Origin of the sequence: Stutzerimonas marianensis (genome assembly GCF_022810315.1) — a bacterium.
GTDB lineage: Bacteria > Pseudomonadota > Gammaproteobacteria > Pseudomonadales > Pseudomonadaceae > Stutzerimonas > Stutzerimonas marianensis.
In genome coordinates, this window is sequence record NZ_JALGRD010000001.1 from 640,653 (window position 1) to 656,695 (window position 16,043).

16 protein-coding genes are annotated in these 16,043 nt (G+C 60.3%); 2 read left to right on the forward strand and 14 right to left on the reverse strand.

Features of this window, described 5'->3' with window-relative positions:
* Positions 1–53: 53 nt before the first annotated feature.
* From MST27_RS02765 to MST27_RS02790, 6 genes are all read right to left on the reverse strand, one after another.
* On the reverse strand, positions 54–1,532 hold the full coding sequence (locus MST27_RS02765) for a YdgA family protein (protein ID WP_243604469.1): 1,479 nt from the start codon (positions 1,530–1,532) through the stop codon (positions 54–56).
* Between the two features lie 181 nt (positions 1,533–1,713).
* On the reverse strand, positions 1,714–2,118 hold the full coding sequence (locus tag MST27_RS02770; RefSeq protein ID WP_243604470.1) for a hypothetical protein: 405 nt from the start codon (positions 2,116–2,118) through the stop codon (positions 1,714–1,716).
* Positions 2,119–2,136: 18 nt separating this feature from the next.
* Entirely contained in the window at positions 2,137–2,697 is a 561-nt protein-coding gene (locus MST27_RS02775) for an AAA family ATPase (protein WP_243604471.1), read from the reverse strand.
* 105 nt (positions 2,698–2,802) lie between these two features.
* Complete coding sequence (locus MST27_RS02780) at positions 2,803–4,638, reverse strand: ABC transporter ATP-binding protein (RefSeq protein ID WP_243604472.1); 1,836 nt, start codon at positions 4,636–4,638, stop codon at positions 2,803–2,805.
* A gap of 379 nt (positions 4,639–5,017) precedes the next feature.
* Positions 5,018–5,575, reverse strand: coding sequence for a nicotinamide riboside transporter PnuC (gene pnuC, locus MST27_RS02785; protein WP_243604473.1), 558 nt, complete (start codon positions 5,573–5,575; stop codon positions 5,018–5,020).
* A gap of 115 nt (positions 5,576–5,690) precedes the next feature.
* On the reverse strand, positions 5,691–6,077 hold the full coding sequence (locus tag MST27_RS02790) for an ACT domain-containing protein (RefSeq protein WP_243604474.1): 387 nt from the start codon (positions 6,075–6,077) through the stop codon (positions 5,691–5,693).
* A gap of 402 nt (positions 6,078–6,479) precedes the next feature.
* Between MST27_RS02790 and MST27_RS02795 the strand changes: the two genes are divergently transcribed.
* Positions 6,480–6,635, forward strand: coding sequence for a hypothetical protein (locus MST27_RS02795; protein ID WP_243604475.1), 156 nt, complete (start codon positions 6,480–6,482; stop codon positions 6,633–6,635).
* A 44-nt stretch (positions 6,636–6,679) separates the two neighbouring features.
* Here the strand turns inward: MST27_RS02795 and MST27_RS02800 are convergent, their stop codons facing one another.
* From MST27_RS02800 to MST27_RS02835, 8 genes are all read right to left on the reverse strand, one after another.
* Positions 6,680–7,246, reverse strand: a complete 567-nt coding sequence (locus MST27_RS02800; RefSeq protein ID WP_243604476.1) for a DUF1993 domain-containing protein — start codon at positions 7,244–7,246, stop codon at positions 6,680–6,682.
* 226 nt (positions 7,247–7,472) lie between these two features.
* Positions 7,473–8,378 carry a hypothetical protein gene (locus MST27_RS02805; protein WP_243604477.1) on the reverse strand — a complete coding sequence of 302 codons (906 nt, stop codon included), beginning with the start codon at positions 8,376–8,378 and terminating at the stop codon, positions 7,473–7,475.
* A 626-nt stretch (positions 8,379–9,004) separates the two neighbouring features.
* The gene (locus tag MST27_RS02810; RefSeq protein WP_243604478.1) at positions 9,005–9,304 is read right to left on the reverse strand and encodes a hypothetical protein; all 300 of its coding nucleotides are present in this window, start codon (positions 9,302–9,304) and stop codon (positions 9,005–9,007) included.
* Positions 9,305–9,394: 90 nt separating this feature from the next.
* On the reverse strand, positions 9,395–9,757 hold the full coding sequence (locus tag MST27_RS02815; protein WP_243604479.1) for a hypothetical protein: 363 nt from the start codon (positions 9,755–9,757) through the stop codon (positions 9,395–9,397).
* Positions 9,758–9,839: 82 nt separating this feature from the next.
* Positions 9,840–10,286 (reverse strand): hypothetical protein, encoded by a 447-nt coding sequence (locus tag MST27_RS02820; protein WP_243604480.1) that lies wholly within the window; start codon positions 10,284–10,286, stop codon positions 9,840–9,842.
* 111 nt (positions 10,287–10,397) lie between these two features.
* The gene (locus tag MST27_RS02825) at positions 10,398–10,907 is read right to left on the reverse strand and encodes a DUF3916 domain-containing protein (protein ID WP_243604481.1); all 510 of its coding nucleotides are present in this window, start codon (positions 10,905–10,907) and stop codon (positions 10,398–10,400) included.
* A 748-nt stretch (positions 10,908–11,655) separates the two neighbouring features.
* The gene (locus MST27_RS02830; protein WP_243604482.1) at positions 11,656–13,701 is read right to left on the reverse strand and encodes a hybrid sensor histidine kinase/response regulator; all 2,046 of its coding nucleotides are present in this window, start codon (positions 13,699–13,701) and stop codon (positions 11,656–11,658) included.
* Positions 13,702–13,798: 97 nt separating this feature from the next.
* A complete protein-coding gene (locus MST27_RS02835; RefSeq protein WP_243604483.1) occupies positions 13,799–13,996 on the reverse strand; it encodes a DUF2934 domain-containing protein in 198 nt (65 codons plus the stop codon).
* 281 nt (positions 13,997–14,277) lie between these two features.
* Between MST27_RS02835 and MST27_RS02840 the strand changes: the two genes are divergently transcribed.
* Entirely contained in the window at positions 14,278–16,041 is a 1,764-nt protein-coding gene (locus tag MST27_RS02840) for a sensor domain-containing phosphodiesterase (protein WP_243604484.1), read from the forward strand.
* The last annotated feature ends 2 nt before the right edge of the window (positions 16,042–16,043 follow it).

Sequence of the window (16,043 nt, forward strand, 5' to 3'; positions counted from 1 at the left end):
CGATCGATAAAAAAAAAGCGACCCGAAGGTCGCCTTTCTCAAGCACCAGCTGCTCACCGACCGAGCAACCCGGCCCCCTGGACCGAACCGAAGGCAAAGCCGATGAACTCCTGCACGCTCATGGCGCGGCCGTTCAAGGTCACCTTGTCGTCCGCGTAGTGCAGTGAGCTGGCCAGACGGTCGCCCTGCAACTGGAACCAGCCGGTATCGACCGCCATTGCGCTGAACAGCTCGGCGGAGGCATCGGCCTGCTGCTGCAACGCAACCGGGTCGGTGTCGGCCCCATCCAGCTCGCGCTGTGCCATCAGGCCCGTCAGGTCGCGAACCAGCCCTGTGTCCACGCCGGCTTCGGCTTTCAGCGAGCCGAGCATGCTCGCGATCATGGCGTCGGGGGTGAACGCGTCCGTGCTCGGGCTGTTCAGGTCGATCACAACGGACACTCGCGCGGCACCGTGGGCGGTCTCGAAGCCAAACTCATCGAGCGCGAGCGTGGGTTTCTGCGCGAGCAACTGCATGCCCTTGGCCTGCAGGTCGCCCAGTTGCTCACGCGTCATGTTGGCGAGCGCGGCCTCGGGGTCGGCGTCGCTGGCCAGCACCGCCTGGTAACTGTCGAGCAGTGCCTTGAGGCTGGTTTGTTCGAGATGGCGCAGGCTGAAGGCCAGCGCGAGATTGCTGAAGGTCTGCCCTTGCGCATCGAGCTGCCCGACGCGATAGGCCACGGTCTGGTCGATGCCTTGGCTGCCCTGGCTGAGCCGCTCGTCGACGGTAGCATTCTGGATGACCATGGCGGGCTCATCGCCCACCTGGATCTCCATGCGCTTGACCGCGAGGCCGGACGGGCCGAGCGCGAAACCGTTGTCGTCCTGTTTCTTGTCGGCAGTTATGCCGACACCGCGCACGCTCATCCGCACCGGCTTGCCTTCGGCCCCCAGCAGGTTCAGGTCGATGTCCGGCAGTTCACCGTCCAGGCGCACGGCCGTGGCGTTCTTCGTGGCCTCGAACGCGATCGTGGCGGGCGAGACGCGAACCGAGCCGTCCGTATCCTCGAGGTTGAGCGCGACCGAGCGCAGTTCACCGTGCTGGCTCCCGTCATAGCTGATCGCAACCTCGCCGGCCAGCGGCGACTGCCCCGAGGCGGCATCGAACAGTTTTTCGGTGAGAGGCGAGCGCTCGAGCTGGAAGTGGCTCTGGGCAGCTACCGGCATCAGCCGACCGCGGGTCACGCGGGACAGCGGAAACGGGCCGTGCTCTATACGGTCCTGGACCAGCAGGGCGTATTGCCGGGTGCCGCCGTCTTCGTCCGGCACGGCGATATCGACCTGATAGCGGGCGTCACTGGCCAGCAGTCCGCCGTCGAAGCTGAGCATCGTGATGCTGACATCGGCACCGGCGCCGACACTCAGCTCGCGCAGCTTCACATTGGCCTCGTCGACGGCATTGCGGGCGATCGGCTCGACCTGAGTGCTGGTATAGAAGGTGGCAGCGCCGATGAGCGCCAGGGGTACGGCAACGGCGAGTGCAAGCTTTTTCATGAAATGCATCCTTGGCAGCGGCGGCTGGGCAGACGTCCTGTCAGCCGATAGAGGGTGGGCGGCCGCGGCACTCTTCAGCGAGCCCGTACCGGCTCCAGCAAGCGATCCAGCGGGATCGAAGCGGTGAGAACGCGGCGGCAGATTCGAGCGGAACGGCAGACGGGTGACAGGCGCCGTCCCCTCACCAGTGGTAGACGCCATAACCCAGCACACCCAGGCCAAAGCCCATCTGCGCGATCAGCAGGGCGCGGATGGCGAAGGTGTAGCTGATCACCCTGCTCTGCCCCAGTGCATCGATGGCGAACAGGCGGTAGCTCGCAGGATATTCGGCCTCGATTTCCTTCAGGGCGGTGATGGTGATCTGCAGCAGCTGGCGACTGCGCGCATCGACCAGCCAGAAGACCATCGCCAGCAGCACGGTAAAGGCGCCCAACAGCATCAGCACCCCCGGCGAGAAGCCCCGTTCCAGCGCGGCGAGCACGCCGCCATCGGCGAAGATCGCCAGCACGACGAAGAAGTTGAAGCCGCGCAAACGCTGCTCGGCGTTGAGCTTGAAGTGCGCCCAGACAAACCCTCGACCGTCCACGCTCGGCTCCTTTGTTGATCAAACCAACCCTTGTTCAGACGCTCCGCCGCCGCGTTCGTTACCCAGCAACGCGCTCACCTGCGCGATCGCCTGCGCCTCCCGGCTGGCCCAGTCACCGCCAATTTCGACGAAGGGCTGGCGGTGGCGCTCGAGCCACTGGCGGCAAGCCTGGTGAAAACGCCAGCGCTCGGCGGCCTCCGGTTGGCAGCGCTGGCCGTCGGCGTGCCACTCGGCGCCTTCGGGCGACAGCAGAAGATGCTGGTCGTACTGACGTGCCAGCAGCGCCGCCTCCAGCCACGCAGGGCACTCGCCGAAGAGCGTCCGGCTCCAGACCATGTTGCTCAGCAGGTGCGTATCGAGGATCAGCAGGCCAGGCCGCTGGCGGCGCGCGTGGTCTTCCCAGGCGAGTTGCCCGCGGGCGATGGCCGGGATGTCGGCCAGGCAGGTGTCGCGCTGTTCGTTGTCGATGAAATGACGAACGTACTCGCCCACCGCCAGCCCACCGAAGCGTTGCTGCAGGCGCGCGGCGAGCCAGCTCTTGCCGGTGGATTCCGCGCCAGTGAGCACCAGCACCTTCACCGGCGCGCCCTGCCCTGTTGCCGTCCGGCGGCCCCTCGGCCGGGATGCCGCGCAGCCATGAGGTCGTCCATCACTCGCCTGCCTCTGCTCATTCGGCGTCTCCCCTCATTCGACCCCGACGAAGCCGCCGGTCTGGTGCTGCCACAGCCGCGCATAGAGCCCGCCGCGGGCGATCAGCTCGGCGTGGGTGCCGGTCTCGATCACCTGGCCCTTGTCGATCACCACCAGCCGATCCATGCGCGCGATGGTCGACAGCCGGTGCGCAATGGCGATCACCGTCTTGCCTTCCATCAGGGTATCCAGGCTCTCCTGAATCGCCGCCTCGACCTCCGAATCCAGCGCCGAGGTGGCTTCGTCGAGCACCAAGATCGGCGCGTCCTTGAGCAGCACCCGGGCGATGGCGATGCGTTGCCGTTGCCCGCCGGAGAGCTTCACGCCGCGCTCGCCGACCATCGCCTCGAAGCCCAGGCCACCCTGGCTGTCGTCCAGCGTGGCGATAAAGGCATCGGCGCGGGCCTTGCGCGCCGCGGCCCAGAGCTGGTCGTCGGTCGCGTCCGGCTTGCCGTAGCGCAGGTTGTCGCGGATCGAGCGGTGCAGCAGCGAGGTGTCCTGAGTGACCACACCGACGTTCGCGCGCAGACTTTCCTGGCTGACCGTGGCGATGTCCTGGCCGTCGATGAGGATGCGCCCGCTCTCCAGGTCGTAGAGGCGCAGCATCAGATTGACCAGGGTGGACTTGCCGGCGCCCGACGGCCCAACCAGGCCGATCTTCTCGCCGGGACGAATGTCGAGCGAGAGCCCGCTGATCACCCCGCCCTGCTTGCCGTAGTGGAAATGCACATCCTCGAAGCGCACGCCGCCCTGCTCCACCTCCAGCGGCCTGGCGTCTTCGCGGTCGAGCACCTGGCGCGGCTGGACGATGCTCTTCATGCCGTCCTGCACGGTGCCGACGTTTTCGAAGATGCCGTTGACCACCCACATGATCCACTCGGCCATGTTGTTGATGCGGATCACCAGGCCCAGCGCCAGGGCGATGGCGCCGGTCGTGATCAGCGCCTCGCTCCACAGCCACAGCGCCAGCGCGCCAGTGCCGACGATCAACAGGCCATTCAGGCAGGTGACCAGAAAATCCAGGCTGGTGATGGTGCGCGACTGCAGGCGGAATTTGCCGAGCAGCTCCTGCATCGCCTCGCGGGCGTAGCTCTCCTCCTCCCGCGAATGGGCGAACAGCTTGAGCGTGGCGACGTTGCTGTAGCCGTCCACCACCCGCCCCATCACCTTCGAACGCGCCGCGGACGCCGCCGCCGAACGCGCGCGGATACGCGGCACGAAGTACCAGAGCGCGGCCGTATAGCCGACGATCCACAGCAGCAACGGAACGATGAGCCGCAGGTCGGCGGCGGCGAACAGATACAGCGCGCTGCCGGCATAGACCACCACATGCCAGAGCGCATCGATCACCTGCATGGCCGAATCGCGCAGAGACGGGCCCGTCTGCATCACGCGCTGGGCGATGCGCCCGGCAAAGTCGTTCTGGAAGAAGTTCAGGCTCTGCTTGAGCAGGTAGCGGTGGTTCTGCCAACGGATCAGGTTGGTCAGCCCCGGGTTGATCGCCTGATGGGTGAGCAGGTTGTGCAGGCCGGACACCAGCGGCCGGACGACCAGCGCCACCAGCGCCATCCACAGCAGCTCGCCGCGGTGTTCGGCGAAGAAGGTCTGGGCGTCATCGGTCGTTTGCGCCATGTCGATCAACTGGCCGAGAAAGCTGAACAGCGCCACCTCGATCACCGCAACGACGAAGCCGACCACCAGCAAGGCCGTCATCAGCGGCCATACCTGCTTCAGGTAGTGGGCATAAAAGCGCAGCATCCCGGCCGGCGGCGCGACGTCCGGGCTGGGTTTGAAGACGTCGATGAGATTTTCGAAACGGCGGAACAACATGGGGTGTGGTCTGCTCTTGGCGAAGGGTGGCGGTCGGAATCAGGCGACCGACGTGGAGTAAGTAGGTGACGGCATCATCCAACATGACGGCAGCGCGATTTCAGCGCGGTGCGATGCATTCGTTCAGCTCAGGGCCAAGGCATAAGCCCTGCGGCGATTCATTCCCTGAAAGCGCGCATTATCGAGATTGCAGCGAGCCGGACTGCATCAGAGCAACCCACCGACTGCGGCGCGGGTTGCGCCCGCCTGCAAGACGATGCGCCTTGGCAAGCGTTGGACGCCAGCGGCCAGGCAGCGTTTCGCGCATCGTCCATCTCTGCCCCCGTAAGGCCGGTGTAACCGCCGAATGCAGCCATCGCACGGCTGGCGCGCTACAAAGCTATTGCACCACCCTCGCCTGCCGCCATTCCCGCAGGCCCATCACCGCCAGCCCGGTGAACAACCCGTACAACCCGGCGGTGAGCCAGTACTCCTGAAAGATGAAGAAGGCCACGTACAGCACATCCACGACGATCCACAACACCCAACACTGCCACCGCTTGAGCGCCATCCACAGTTGCGCCAGCAGGCTGAAGGCCGTCAGCGTCGCATCCGGCCAGGGGTAAGCCGCTTCGGTGTGCGTCATCAGCAGACCAAGCCCGACGCTCCCCAGCGCCGCCACCAGGAGCCCGATGCCGATCTCCATCACCGTCGCGCCCACCACCGGCCGCCCGCCTTCCCCGCCGCTGCCCCGCGTCCACTGCCACCAGCCATACAGCTGCATCGCGGCAAAGACGCCGTTGAGCAGCACCTGCGCATACAACCGCACCTCAAAGAAAAACCAGGCATAGAGCGCCACCATCACCAACCCGATTGGCCAGCACAACGGGTTCTGCCGCACGGTAAGCCAGACGGCGAGTACGCCAAGGGCGGAGGCGATGAGTTCTAGGGGGGTCATGGGCGGGTGAACGACAATGGGGGTGCGCATGATACGGCAGTGGCGCCAGGCGGTTCCAAATGCACCGGTGATTCAGGACGGACAGGGGCGCAAAGAAGGCAATCAGCCCCATCTCCTACCCTTCGAGATGTTGGTGCCCCGCTTCCTTCAAGGCCTTTACTGCAGGTTCGAGATTGTCCGACTTGACCAGTATGTAATCGGTATCAAACGTGCTCACCGCGAAGATGCCAATGGAAGCCGCCGCGAGCGGGTCAAGAAAGGAGGCCAGCACGCCCGTCTGATCAAAGGCGAACGGCCCGTGCACCTTGATCGCGCGCCACCCGTTATCCACTCGGTTCAAACCGGTTGCGGCATCCTCCGCGCAGACGATCGACAGTTCATCATCTGTGCGTGTGATGGACATGAAACCTGGCGAAGCCAAAACAGCGCTCGGCACGTCGGCGCTCGGCTCCAACTGCGCGATCGCGAAGCGCTGCGTGAGTACGGAAAAGGATTGATTCATTCAAGGCGACCTCGTGAGCAGAGCGAGCAGGCCGCGAAGCTGTGATAGCAGCGGCCGACAATCTACGGGGAAAGAGATTGTCCTGTTGCCCGTTTAGGGTAAATAGTTCCGTCACCTTCCTGCGCCATCAGCCTGCCGAAACGCTGACATGAACAATGCCATTCTCTCCATCTGCGGCCTTCTCGCCGCGTTCGTCTGCTCTGTGGCTGGAGCCTGAGCGATGCGCTGAGCGCGCCGCCGTCGGTTTCGCTAGTCAGCCCGCACGGTGGCCATTTGATCGAAAGCGTACCAGTACAGGGCCTGCTAGCCCCTGGCGGTGGCCTGTCATATCTGCGCATCGTCGACCGTGCGGATGGGTCGAAGGTATATCGCAGCCCGCTCTTTGCTACGCAGTCAGTAGACATGCGGGCGAGCGAAGACAGCCAAAGCCTGGGCGTCACCTGGATCGCCTTCGACAAGCGCACCCATGGCTTTACCCTGAGCATTCCTCAATGGCGCCCGGACTGGCGCAACATCTTCTTCAGCAATACGCCCTACGAACTTGTGCCGAACGGCTGAGCCACTAAATACATCCCCGGCGGTAAAAGTCGGAAGCTCCGCCGCTAACCCTTTGGAACCGATTCCGGCCGCAGATAGGGCAGCATATGCGCCACGTAATCGGCCTTGCCGAGATTGATTCCCTGATTACGCAATATCGAATAGGCGGTCATGACGTGGAAATAGAACTGTGCCAGCGTCCAATCACGGGCGTACTGCTCCGCGCTCAGGTCGAAAATCATCCCGTTTGGAAGTTCGTGGGCGATTGGCTTGTCTGCCTTCGCATCCAGCGCATCGGCTGCGAGGCCGCCGAGTAACGCGACCGTCTCATCGATACGGGCATAAGCCTCTGCGAGCGATCCGGGGTGTTTGACAGCCTGTCGGCCCTCATTCAACAGCTCGTTAATGGCAGCTGGCAGCGGCTCTCCTCTCAGACGGCACACGGCCTCCCGCGCCTGCACACAAGCAAAGCGAACCTGAGTGGACAGCGGATACATGTCGGGCGCCAGACGTGCGGATAACAGCGCCTGCGCCTCTGCTTCCGGTAGCTGGGCCTGCGCTTTCTTCAACCAGCCTGAGAGGGTTTTGAGCATTTGTGTGTAGGTTGGGACTAGGAGGGTTGTTAGCTGCATGGGTTCTTACCTTGTGGATGGGCTACGCCTGAGAAAAGTGACAGGGTGATATGAAGCTAGCCACCTGAAAATAAATCTGTCCCCTTTTCCGCATTGTTCTAAAAGCAGCTGGATATCTACAGACATGTATCTGCCTTATTGGTGTTGGCTAACGTTTGGTTAAGGGGCCGGCTTTAGCCGGTCCCGAGTGAGCGAAGCGAACGACTTGAACCAGTTGTTATACAGCTCACAAGACACCTTGGCTTGCTAACTTGGGAGCCATGTTATGTACAAGGTTTGTATCTTCGCTGCCAAGCTTGTGACAATAAAGTGTTGCGCCTCTGCAGTTTATTATTTTTGGCTCTGGATTCAGAGAGCTTTCATCATAAACCACACCGTTTATGTTGTTTTCAAAGAGAATGCCTAACTGTTTTTTTGCTGTGTGCTTTTTTAAATTTTCCTCATTCTCCCTGATATAAGCTTTCAGTGATTTTTCACTCTCATGGCGGAATCTGCTGGCATTAGAGTAAATGGGAGTAGTAAGCGCAGGATTTAATACTTCAGATATTTTACAGGCTACTAGCCCTCTGGATTTCGAGGAGGCATCGGCTGATAAGCGAACACCTATTTGCTTTTGAGCCTCCTTGATACGTTTTAAAACCTTTGACGGAGACTGGATTCTCTTGCATTCAACGTAGATTTTATATGGGCCAACATGCGCAATGGTGTCTGCCATTCCGGTGACATCTACTGGATATCCTGCCGCTAAAAAACGAGCAGCTATAGAGAGCTCAAAAGTAAAGTCCCGCGCAGGGTCAGCATTTGCTTGAGATGCGAAAGGCTTTCCAGATGTTACTTTTTTTAATTGATTTAAGTAGTCTTCAGAGTCAAGGCTATCTAGCCATTTTCTAATTCGTATTAATTCTGTGACTTCGCCCTGAACTACAACGTAGTTTCTGAAGTTCTCATCGGATTGCAGGGCGTAAGGGGCCTCAGATTCGAAATTATCGAAAATCTTTAAGTATGTAGAGAAGCGATTGGAGGCTGAAAAAACTCCAAGTGATTTTAGCCAGTCGCAAACCTCTCTAAATGCGGTTGCGATTTGAGCTCCGTTTTCATGATATGTACGTGCGGGAAGGTCAAATTCAATCATGGAATGAGTGTATAACGTTTGGTTAAGGGGCGGGCTTTAGCCCGTCCCAGAGAGCGAAGCGAACGATTTGAACCACTTGTTATGAGGCGTACCTGCGAGTGCTCCGGTGCTCTTTTGCGGGGTCATGTTTCCCACACCACCCTTCAGATTGATAGCTCCAGGATTTACCTAAGTCGTCTGTGATGCTAACAGTGCATAGAAAAGCCTCGCCCCACGTTCGCTTGAAAATTAAGTTTAGCTTGGATGGGATGGTGTTGAATTCAATTTCTATGACTGCCTTACAGATCTGCCAAGCGTGAAACCCTTTTTTCTCTGCCTGTACCTTCAAATACTCAAGATAAGGAGCGGCTACTTTTTTTGAGTGTTTGAAGTATGGAAGTGATTCGCCACTGATTAGGTCTAGTTGAAATTTACTTAGACCTGCCTCTGCTGCGCAGAGATAAATAACTCCTAGTCCCCAGTAGCCATCAATGTCGTTGTATCTTGACGAGAAGCTTGAGGATATCCCGGCGGCAATTCCCTTTAGTTCTCTACGCCTGCTCACAAGCATCTAGCCTCATAACGATTAAGCTAAAGGGCGGCGGCACGCCGTCCCAGCGAACGAAGTGAGCGATTTGAGCGACTTGTTATGAGCCAACATACCCCGATTCCGTGTAGAAAAACGCTGCTGCTTCTTTGAGTTTTTCAAACCTGCTGCGCTCTAGGATAGCTCCCCGCTCTTGATAGTAAACGTCATAGAACCCGAAGTGCTCTATAAGATGCCAGCCATCATTGAGATTATTCTTGTAGTTTAGCCAGCCACCAGTCACATCTAGAACTATAAGGTCTCGATAAACCTCATCATCATCAAAAAGCTCGACAACTCGGCTTTTATCGCCGCCGAGCCTGTTGTTAACAAGTATTTCTAGATATCTATGCGTGTCCATGCTGTTGGCTCATAACGTTTGGTTAAGGGGCGGGCTTTAGCCCGTCCCAGTGAGCGCAGCGAACGGCTTGAACCAATTGTTATATGCGTATCACTGCGCTTCATTGATGTAAATTTTGTGTTCTGTGCCTTTGTCGTCAATGGCAAGCATATATTTACTTTGACCTACTGGCCAGGCAAACGATAAAGAGCATAGATTTTCCAGATTTACGCTATGGGATGCACAATGTTTCTTTAGGTTGTCACCCCAATAACCAATTGATTTTTTTATTCTCTCTGACTCAAGCTGAGCGGGCCTGAACTCCCTTGTAAGCCAGTTTATTTCAATGTCATAGCCTTTCTTGTGAATCTTCCCAATTTCGTCGGCAACGAAATCATGATCGACATAGTTCATTGAGCTTACAAAGCTATGCCCGAAATTGTGGATTGCTGATTTTATGTTTTTGTACTTCATATCTAGATCAGCATATAACGTTTGGTTAAGGGGCGGGCTTTAGCCCGTCCCAGTGAGCGGAGCGAACGATTTGAACCAGTTGTTAGAGAACAGCTGCGCGATCAATTGCAGCTTCATAAGCACGAGGTTCGAATAAAAAAGGCCCGATGTTTTCAATGATGCGTGGTTCTTCATAACCGTTTTCGTATGCGAAATTTTCCCAAATATAACCGGAATTGGTTTTAACTATTTGAGCGGAGTAAGCGCCACAGCCGATGTCACCACACTCGGGACATATATAAAGCAGTACAGGATTTTTAGGCTCAGTAAGCAATTTTAACTTTCTGGCAGTGGTTTCGTTTTGAGCATTAAAGCCTTTTACAAAACAGCCCATAAAGTCATCATGCCCTCCATCTGCTTTAACTATGGCATGAAGTAGAGACTCACCATTGATTAAAAAATCTGATGAGGTTCTCTCTGCAACCGTACATCCGTTGGATTCACTTCCAGCACGAAAGAGAGCTTGGTGGCTGAGAATAGTTGTATGCATAATTCTCTAACGTTTTGTTAAGGGGCGGGCTTTAGCCCGTCCCAGAGAGCGAAGCGAACGATTTGAACCACTTGTTAGCCGTACTGATGGACTTCGCCAAAATACCACTGCTCAGAAATATATGGATTTTCCATCATCATCTTCGTCAGTACGCAAAACTCCAAGCTCATTAAAACCCTCCGGTAGTACTAGCCCAAATTCTTGAGCAAGACTTTTTCCTTGGATTCTCTCAATTCTCCCGAAGCGTCCAGTTTTTTCGGTCGTATGCTCTTTGAAATATTCTTCACTTGTATAAATACATAGCTCACTTGAGAACATGCAGGGAAGTGAAATAACGCATGTGACTCTAGAATGCTCAGCGTCTTGGGGTTTGGCTTTGTATATGTGGTGTGCGGCATCTATAAGTTGCTGTGCACAAAATACTTGTATGCTCTTGGTGGTTTGTTTGCCTTCAACAAGATTTCGATACACAGGGATTTTATAGTTCCAGTACTTTTCCTCTGGTGTTAGCTGGCTTGGAAAATATCCTGAAAACGACTTTGTCCAGCGCGCGAGTGCGCGTAAGCGACGTGGTATGCCACGAAGCTTTTTATTGCTAAATGAAAATCTGCGAGCTGTCATAAAGTATGGCTAACTATAATTAGACACCAATTGGTGCATAACACCCCGAACGGGCGTGGTGGATAACATTCTTTTCGTTGTGTGCGGAGTGGCTCTAAGCCGGGCAGCTCCGCGCTCTCGAGGCCCGTCTTTCTGGTTATGCACCACGGCGTATCCGCGCCAATGGCTTCGCGGACAAGGAGTTCGGTTAAGGCGCGACGGCGGGAATGGACGTTCGAGGAAGGCGATGGGGACGCTGTTTTTGATTGCGTCCAAACCTGGGGAAAAGGGGACAGATTTATTATTCGGGCCTCCAGAGCCGGGAACCCCCTGCTCTGGATAGCGGAGCTTCCAATTCCTGACCTCTGCACAAGAATGCCGCGACGCGGATGCGGAACGACGAAGCCCGGGTAGCAGGCCTTGGGCCCGACCGGGACGGTGTTGCAGAGGTAGTCGTCTTCGAGCAGCTTTTCCAGCCGCTCGGCAGAGCGCCGCTTGCCGGGGGTGTCGAATTGACATTGGGACCGAACGGGGAAGAAGCGCGCCATCTGTACCTGTCCTTGGTATGCGGGTGATGTCCGTTGTGCTGGCCGCTGGGCTGGGGCCAGGGGCGGGGAGTGATGCCGTGCGCCAACCGGAACGGCACATCACGTTACCGCTGAGGCTTAAGCCGGTAAAGCGATGGCCCGCGTTAAGCCTTGCGTTTCATGCGGCTATCCGATGTGCGGTTTCGCTTGGTTGAAGGCGCGGGCAGAGCCCCGAGCGGCCCTCAGCCGGCATAGGCGCCCAACATCTCCCCAACCTTGGTGGCGAAGGCATCGATGGCGAAGGGTTTGCTGATCAGCGCCATGTCGCGGTCGAGGAAGTCGGCGGAGGTGGCGCTTTCGGCATAGCCGGTGGCGAAGAGAATTTTCAGGTCCGGGCGCTGCAGGCGGGCGAACTCGGCGAGTTGGCGGCCGTTCATGCCGGGCAGGCCGACGTCGGTAACGAGCAGGTCGATACGCTGAACGCTCTCGATGATGGGCAGGGCTTCGGTGGCATCGCCGGCTTCGAGCGTTCGGTAGCCGAGATCGTCGAGGACTTCGAGCACCAGCGCGCGGACCACGGGTTCGTCCTCGACGACGAGGATGGTTTCGCCTGTGCCGCGCGGGGTCTGGTCGCGCTCGTCGGTAACCGATGAGACGTCGCCGTGGTGCACGGGGAGGAACAGCGACACGCAGGTGCCGCGGCCGGGTTCGGAGTCGATCTGGACGTAGCCCTTGGCCTGCTTGATGTAGCCATAGACCATCGACAGCCCGAGGCCGGTGCCCTGGCCGATGGGCTTGGTGGTGAAGAAGGGCTCGAAGGCGCGCTCGACGACTTCCGGGGTCATGCCGGAGCCGGTGTCGGTGACGCTGAGCAGGATGTAGTCGCCTTCGTTGAGGCCGCGCCGCTCGGGGTCGGGCGCGCCGCTCTTGGTGTACCTGCGGGTGGCGACGGTGATGCGACCGCCATTGGGCATGGCGTCGCGGGCGTTGATGACGAGGTTGATCAGGGCGCTTTCGAGCTGGTTGACGTCCATGCAGGCCGGTTGCAGGCCGGCGCTGAGGTCGGTCACCAAGGTGATGTTCTCGCCGGTGGTGCGGTGCAACAGGTCTTCGAGCGAGGCGACCAGGCGGTTGACGTCCACCGGCTTGAGGTCGAGGGTCTGCCGGCGGGAGAACGCCAGCAAACGCTGCGTCAGGGCTGCGGCCCGCTGGGCTGAGGTGACGGCCGAATTGATGTAGCGCTCGACGTCCTGCCCGTCGCCGCGCCGGTGGCGCCGCTGCATCAGGTCGAGGCTGCCGATGATGCCGGTCAGCAGGTTGTTGAAGTCGTGGGCGATGCCGCCGGTGAGCTGGCCGACGGCTTCCATCTTCTGCGCCTGACGCAGCGCTTCTTCGGTGCGGCTGCGCCGGTCGACCTCGGCCGCGACGCGCGCCTCGAGGGTTTCGTTGAGCTGGCGTTGGCGTTGTTCGCTGATGCGCAGCGCCTCCTCGGCGTGCTTTCGCGCGCTGATGTCGGTGCAGGCGCCGGCGACGAAGGAACGCTGGCTGTCGGCTCCGCGGAAAATCCGCGCCTTGCAGGCCAGCCATTGATCGGCCCCGGGCCGGGCCAGCCGAAACTCCACGGAATGCTCCTCGCCCCGTGCGTAAAGGGCGAACGCCTGGCGCAGGCGCTCGCGGTCGTCCGGGTGGACGTACTCGAGCAAGCGCTCGGGCGTGTCGAGCTTGCGGCCAAGCGGCAGACCGAATATCTGCTCCAGCGCGTGATCGAAGTGCAGGCTGCCGTCATCGAGATACCAGTTGAAGGTGCCTGTGCCGGAAGCCAGCAAGGCGGCGCGAAAGCGCTCGTCCTGATGCCCGAGCGAGCCCGGCTGGCCGAGCACCTCATCGGTCACGTCTCGTGTCTGGTGGATGATGCAGGCGACCTCGCCGTGCTCGTCCAGCAGCGGCAGGTTGATCGGGCTCCAGTAGCGCACCTCGAAGCCACCCCCCTCTGACGCCGGGCGGGGAATGTCGTAGCGGGTGGTCGCCATGCGGTCCATCGCGCGGGTTTCGAGCACTCGCTCCAGCGACGCGCGCAGCACACCGACGCCAAACGCCACGGGCTCATCGGGGCTGTTGCCGAACACCTCGAAAACGGAGCGACCAATGCAATCCTCGCGGCGCGTGTTGGTGGCGCTCAGCCGCGCGTCGCTGGCGGCCAGCATGATGAATTCCGGGTCGGCCGACAGGATGAGGTTGAGGTTGGGAAGGGCTTCGAAGATGGCCTGGTAATCGAGTGCTTGCTTCATTTCGAACGAGTGGACCGGCTGTTGATGAGGTAAGCGACGTATCCTGGACATGAAGCGGGCTCAGAGCGCCACGCAAACCTCACGTGGCGCAGGCGGCTCAGCCCTGGCCTTCAGACCGGGGCATCGGGATCGCTACGCTGCTTTCGATGCTGCCGGCGGTCGCGTCGCCTTCCTTGTAGTAGGGCTCGATTTCGTCACGGGCCTGGGACCAGTGTTCGAATTCCTGCCCTTCGGGGCGCCCCTTGGACTCCCAAATTTCATAGGCACGCTCGCGGATGCGTTGTTCGACGTTCATCGTGTGACCTCTCTGCTGGGCGGCGTGGCACGAGGCGCTTCGTCGCGTTTGGCGTTTTCACGCAGGTACTTCAGCAGAGGTCAGGAGCCGGTCGATGGTTCCGATCGTTGCCGTGAAAGCCGACGGAAGCCCGTGCACGGCAACACGATCCGGCCCGGCAGGCGGTCAAGGAAGCGGCGGGCCGGCCGATACGCCATGACAGGGCGCAGCACGGTGCGCCTGCAATCGGTTGCATCCTACGATGCCCGGCCTCGCTCAACGACATCAGGCAGACGACTCCCATGGCTGGCGCCCCGATACCGATCAACGAAGCACAACGGCTGTCGCAGGTCAGCGCGCTGTGCCGGCTGGATTCGACGCCTGACGAGGTGTTCGAGCAGATCGTGGCGATGACGGCGGCTTACTTCGACGCGCCGATCGCGCTGATTTCGATCATCGACGAGCAGCGGCAGTGGTTCACCGCCCGGGTCGGGCTGACCGCACGGGAGACGCCGCGGCGCGACTCGTTCTGCGCCTACGCGATCCTCGCCAGCGGCCCGTTCGAAGTGCTCGATGCCTCGAAAGACCCACGCTTCAAGGACAACCCGCTGGTCACTGGCGAGCCGGGCATCCGCTTTTATGCCGGCATGCCGCTGGTCACCCCGGACGGGTTGGGGCTGGGCAGCCTCTGCGTGATCGACACAGTGCCCCGCGAGGCGCTGAGCGACCGCGACCTGTCGATGCTCGGGCACCTGGCCCGGCTGACCATGGCACGCATTCTGTCGCTGCGCAGCGAGCAGTTCATCGATCGACCCACTGGCCTGCACAACCGCGCGCGGCTGGAGAACGACGTTTCGCTTGCCGATGCGCCGGGCATGACGCTGGTGGTGGTGGATGTGATCGCACCGACCCGCCTGAACGAAATCGTGAAAGTGCTCGGCTATGACTTCGCCCAGGCGCTGATGCAGTGCGTCAAGCAGCGGGTACAGGCGGCGCTGGGCGAGGGCAACGACCTGTACCGCATCAGCCCGACGCGCTTTGCCTTTCTGCTCGCGCCCGGTCGGCAAGCCGAGTTGGCGGCGCTCAACGAGCGGGTCATCGCGGCGTTCGAGCCGCCCGTGCTGTGCGACGGCATTCCGGTCAAGACGCAGATCGGCATCGGCGTGATGCCGTTGCAGGCCGGCGCGCAGGAACAGGACTGGCTGCGCCTGGCGATCAGCTCGGCGGACGATGCACGCAGCCGTGGTATCGGCTGGGCCACCTATGCGCCGCGGCTCGACCAGGCTCAGCAGCGCGCCTTCAGGCTGCTCAGCGGGCTGTCCGAGGCGCTGCTTGCCGGGGACCAGCTGCGGCTGGTCTACCAACCACGCATCAGCCTGGCGGACGGGCACTGCACCTCGGTCGAGGCGCTGCTGCGCTGGACGCACCCGACGCTGGGCCCCATCGGCCCGGCCGAATTCATCCCGTTGGCGGAAAAGACCGCACTGATCCGTGAGCTCAGCCTCTGGGTGGCCGAGCAGGCCATCGCACAGTCGGCGGCCTGGCAGCGGCAGGGCGCCGCCTTCAAGGTGGCGATCAACGTTTCGGCAGCCGACCTCGACGGCCCGACCTTCGCCGACCGCGTCACGGCCCTGCTGGCCGCGTACCAGCTGCCGCCCGAAGCGCTGGAGGTGGAGTTCACCGAAAGCGCGCTGATGCGCAACCCCGGCGAGGTGAGCCGGCAACTGCAGCGCCTGCGGACACTGGGCATGGATGTGGCGATCGACGACTTCGGCACCGGCTACAGCAACTGGACGTACCTGCGCGACCTGCCGGCGACGATCCTCAAGCTGGACCAATCCTTCATTCGCCACCTGAGCGACGACGAGAAAGACCGCCGCCTGGTCCGCACGCTGATCGACCTGGCCAAGCGACTGGAATTGCGCGTCGTCGCCGAGGGCATCGAGACGCAGCCGGTCCTGGAGCTGGTGGCCGAGTGGGGTTGCGAGGAAGGGCAGGGCTACCACATCGCCCGGCCGATGGAGGCCGATGCGCTGCTCGGCTGGGTGCAGGCCCGTTCGGCCTGACC

What these genes read in the sequence shown, in the direction of transcription:
- MST27_RS02835 (WP_243604483.1), bottom strand. Translation starts at nt 13,996, where the DNA reads ATGAACGTCGAACAACGCATCCGCGAGCGTGCCTATGAAATTTGGGAG.
- MST27_RS02810 (WP_243604478.1), bottom strand. Translation starts at nt 9,304, where the DNA reads ATGGACACGCATAGATATCTAGAAATACTTGTTAACAACAGGCTCGGC.
- MST27_RS02840 (WP_243604484.1), top strand. Translation starts at nt 14,278, where the DNA reads ATGGCTGGCGCCCCGATACCGATCAACGAAGCACAACGGCTGTCGCAG.
- MST27_RS02830 (WP_243604482.1), bottom strand. Translation starts at nt 13,701, where the DNA reads ATGAAGCAAGCACTCGATTACCAGGCCATCTTCGAAGCCCTTCCCAAC.
- MST27_RS02800 (WP_243604476.1), bottom strand. Translation starts at nt 7,246, where the DNA reads ATGCAGCTAACAACCCTCCTAGTCCCAACCTACACACAAATGCTCAAA.
- MST27_RS02790 (WP_243604474.1), bottom strand. Translation starts at nt 6,077, where the DNA reads ATGAATCAATCCTTTTCCGTACTCACGCAGCGCTTCGCGATCGCGCAG.
- MST27_RS02820 (WP_243604480.1), bottom strand. Translation starts at nt 10,286, where the DNA reads ATGCATACAACTATTCTCAGCCACCAAGCTCTCTTTCGTGCTGGAAGT.
- MST27_RS02795 (WP_243604475.1), top strand. Translation starts at nt 6,480, where the DNA reads ATGCGGGCGAGCGAAGACAGCCAAAGCCTGGGCGTCACCTGGATCGCC.
- MST27_RS02825 (WP_243604481.1), bottom strand. Translation starts at nt 10,907, where the DNA reads ATGACAGCTCGCAGATTTTCATTTAGCAATAAAAAGCTTCGTGGCATA.
- MST27_RS02815 (WP_243604479.1), bottom strand. Translation starts at nt 9,757, where the DNA reads ATGAAGTACAAAAACATAAAATCAGCAATCCACAATTTCGGGCATAGC.
- pnuC (WP_243604473.1), bottom strand. Translation starts at nt 5,575, where the DNA reads ATGACCCCCCTAGAACTCATCGCCTCCGCCCTTGGCGTACTCGCCGTC.
- MST27_RS02765 (WP_243604469.1), bottom strand. Translation starts at nt 1,532, where the DNA reads ATGAAAAAGCTTGCACTCGCCGTTGCCGTACCCCTGGCGCTCATCGGC.
- MST27_RS02805 (WP_243604477.1), bottom strand. Translation starts at nt 8,378, where the DNA reads ATGATTGAATTTGACCTTCCCGCACGTACATATCATGAAAACGGAGCT.
- MST27_RS02780 (WP_243604472.1), bottom strand. Translation starts at nt 4,638, where the DNA reads ATGTTGTTCCGCCGTTTCGAAAATCTCATCGACGTCTTCAAACCCAGC.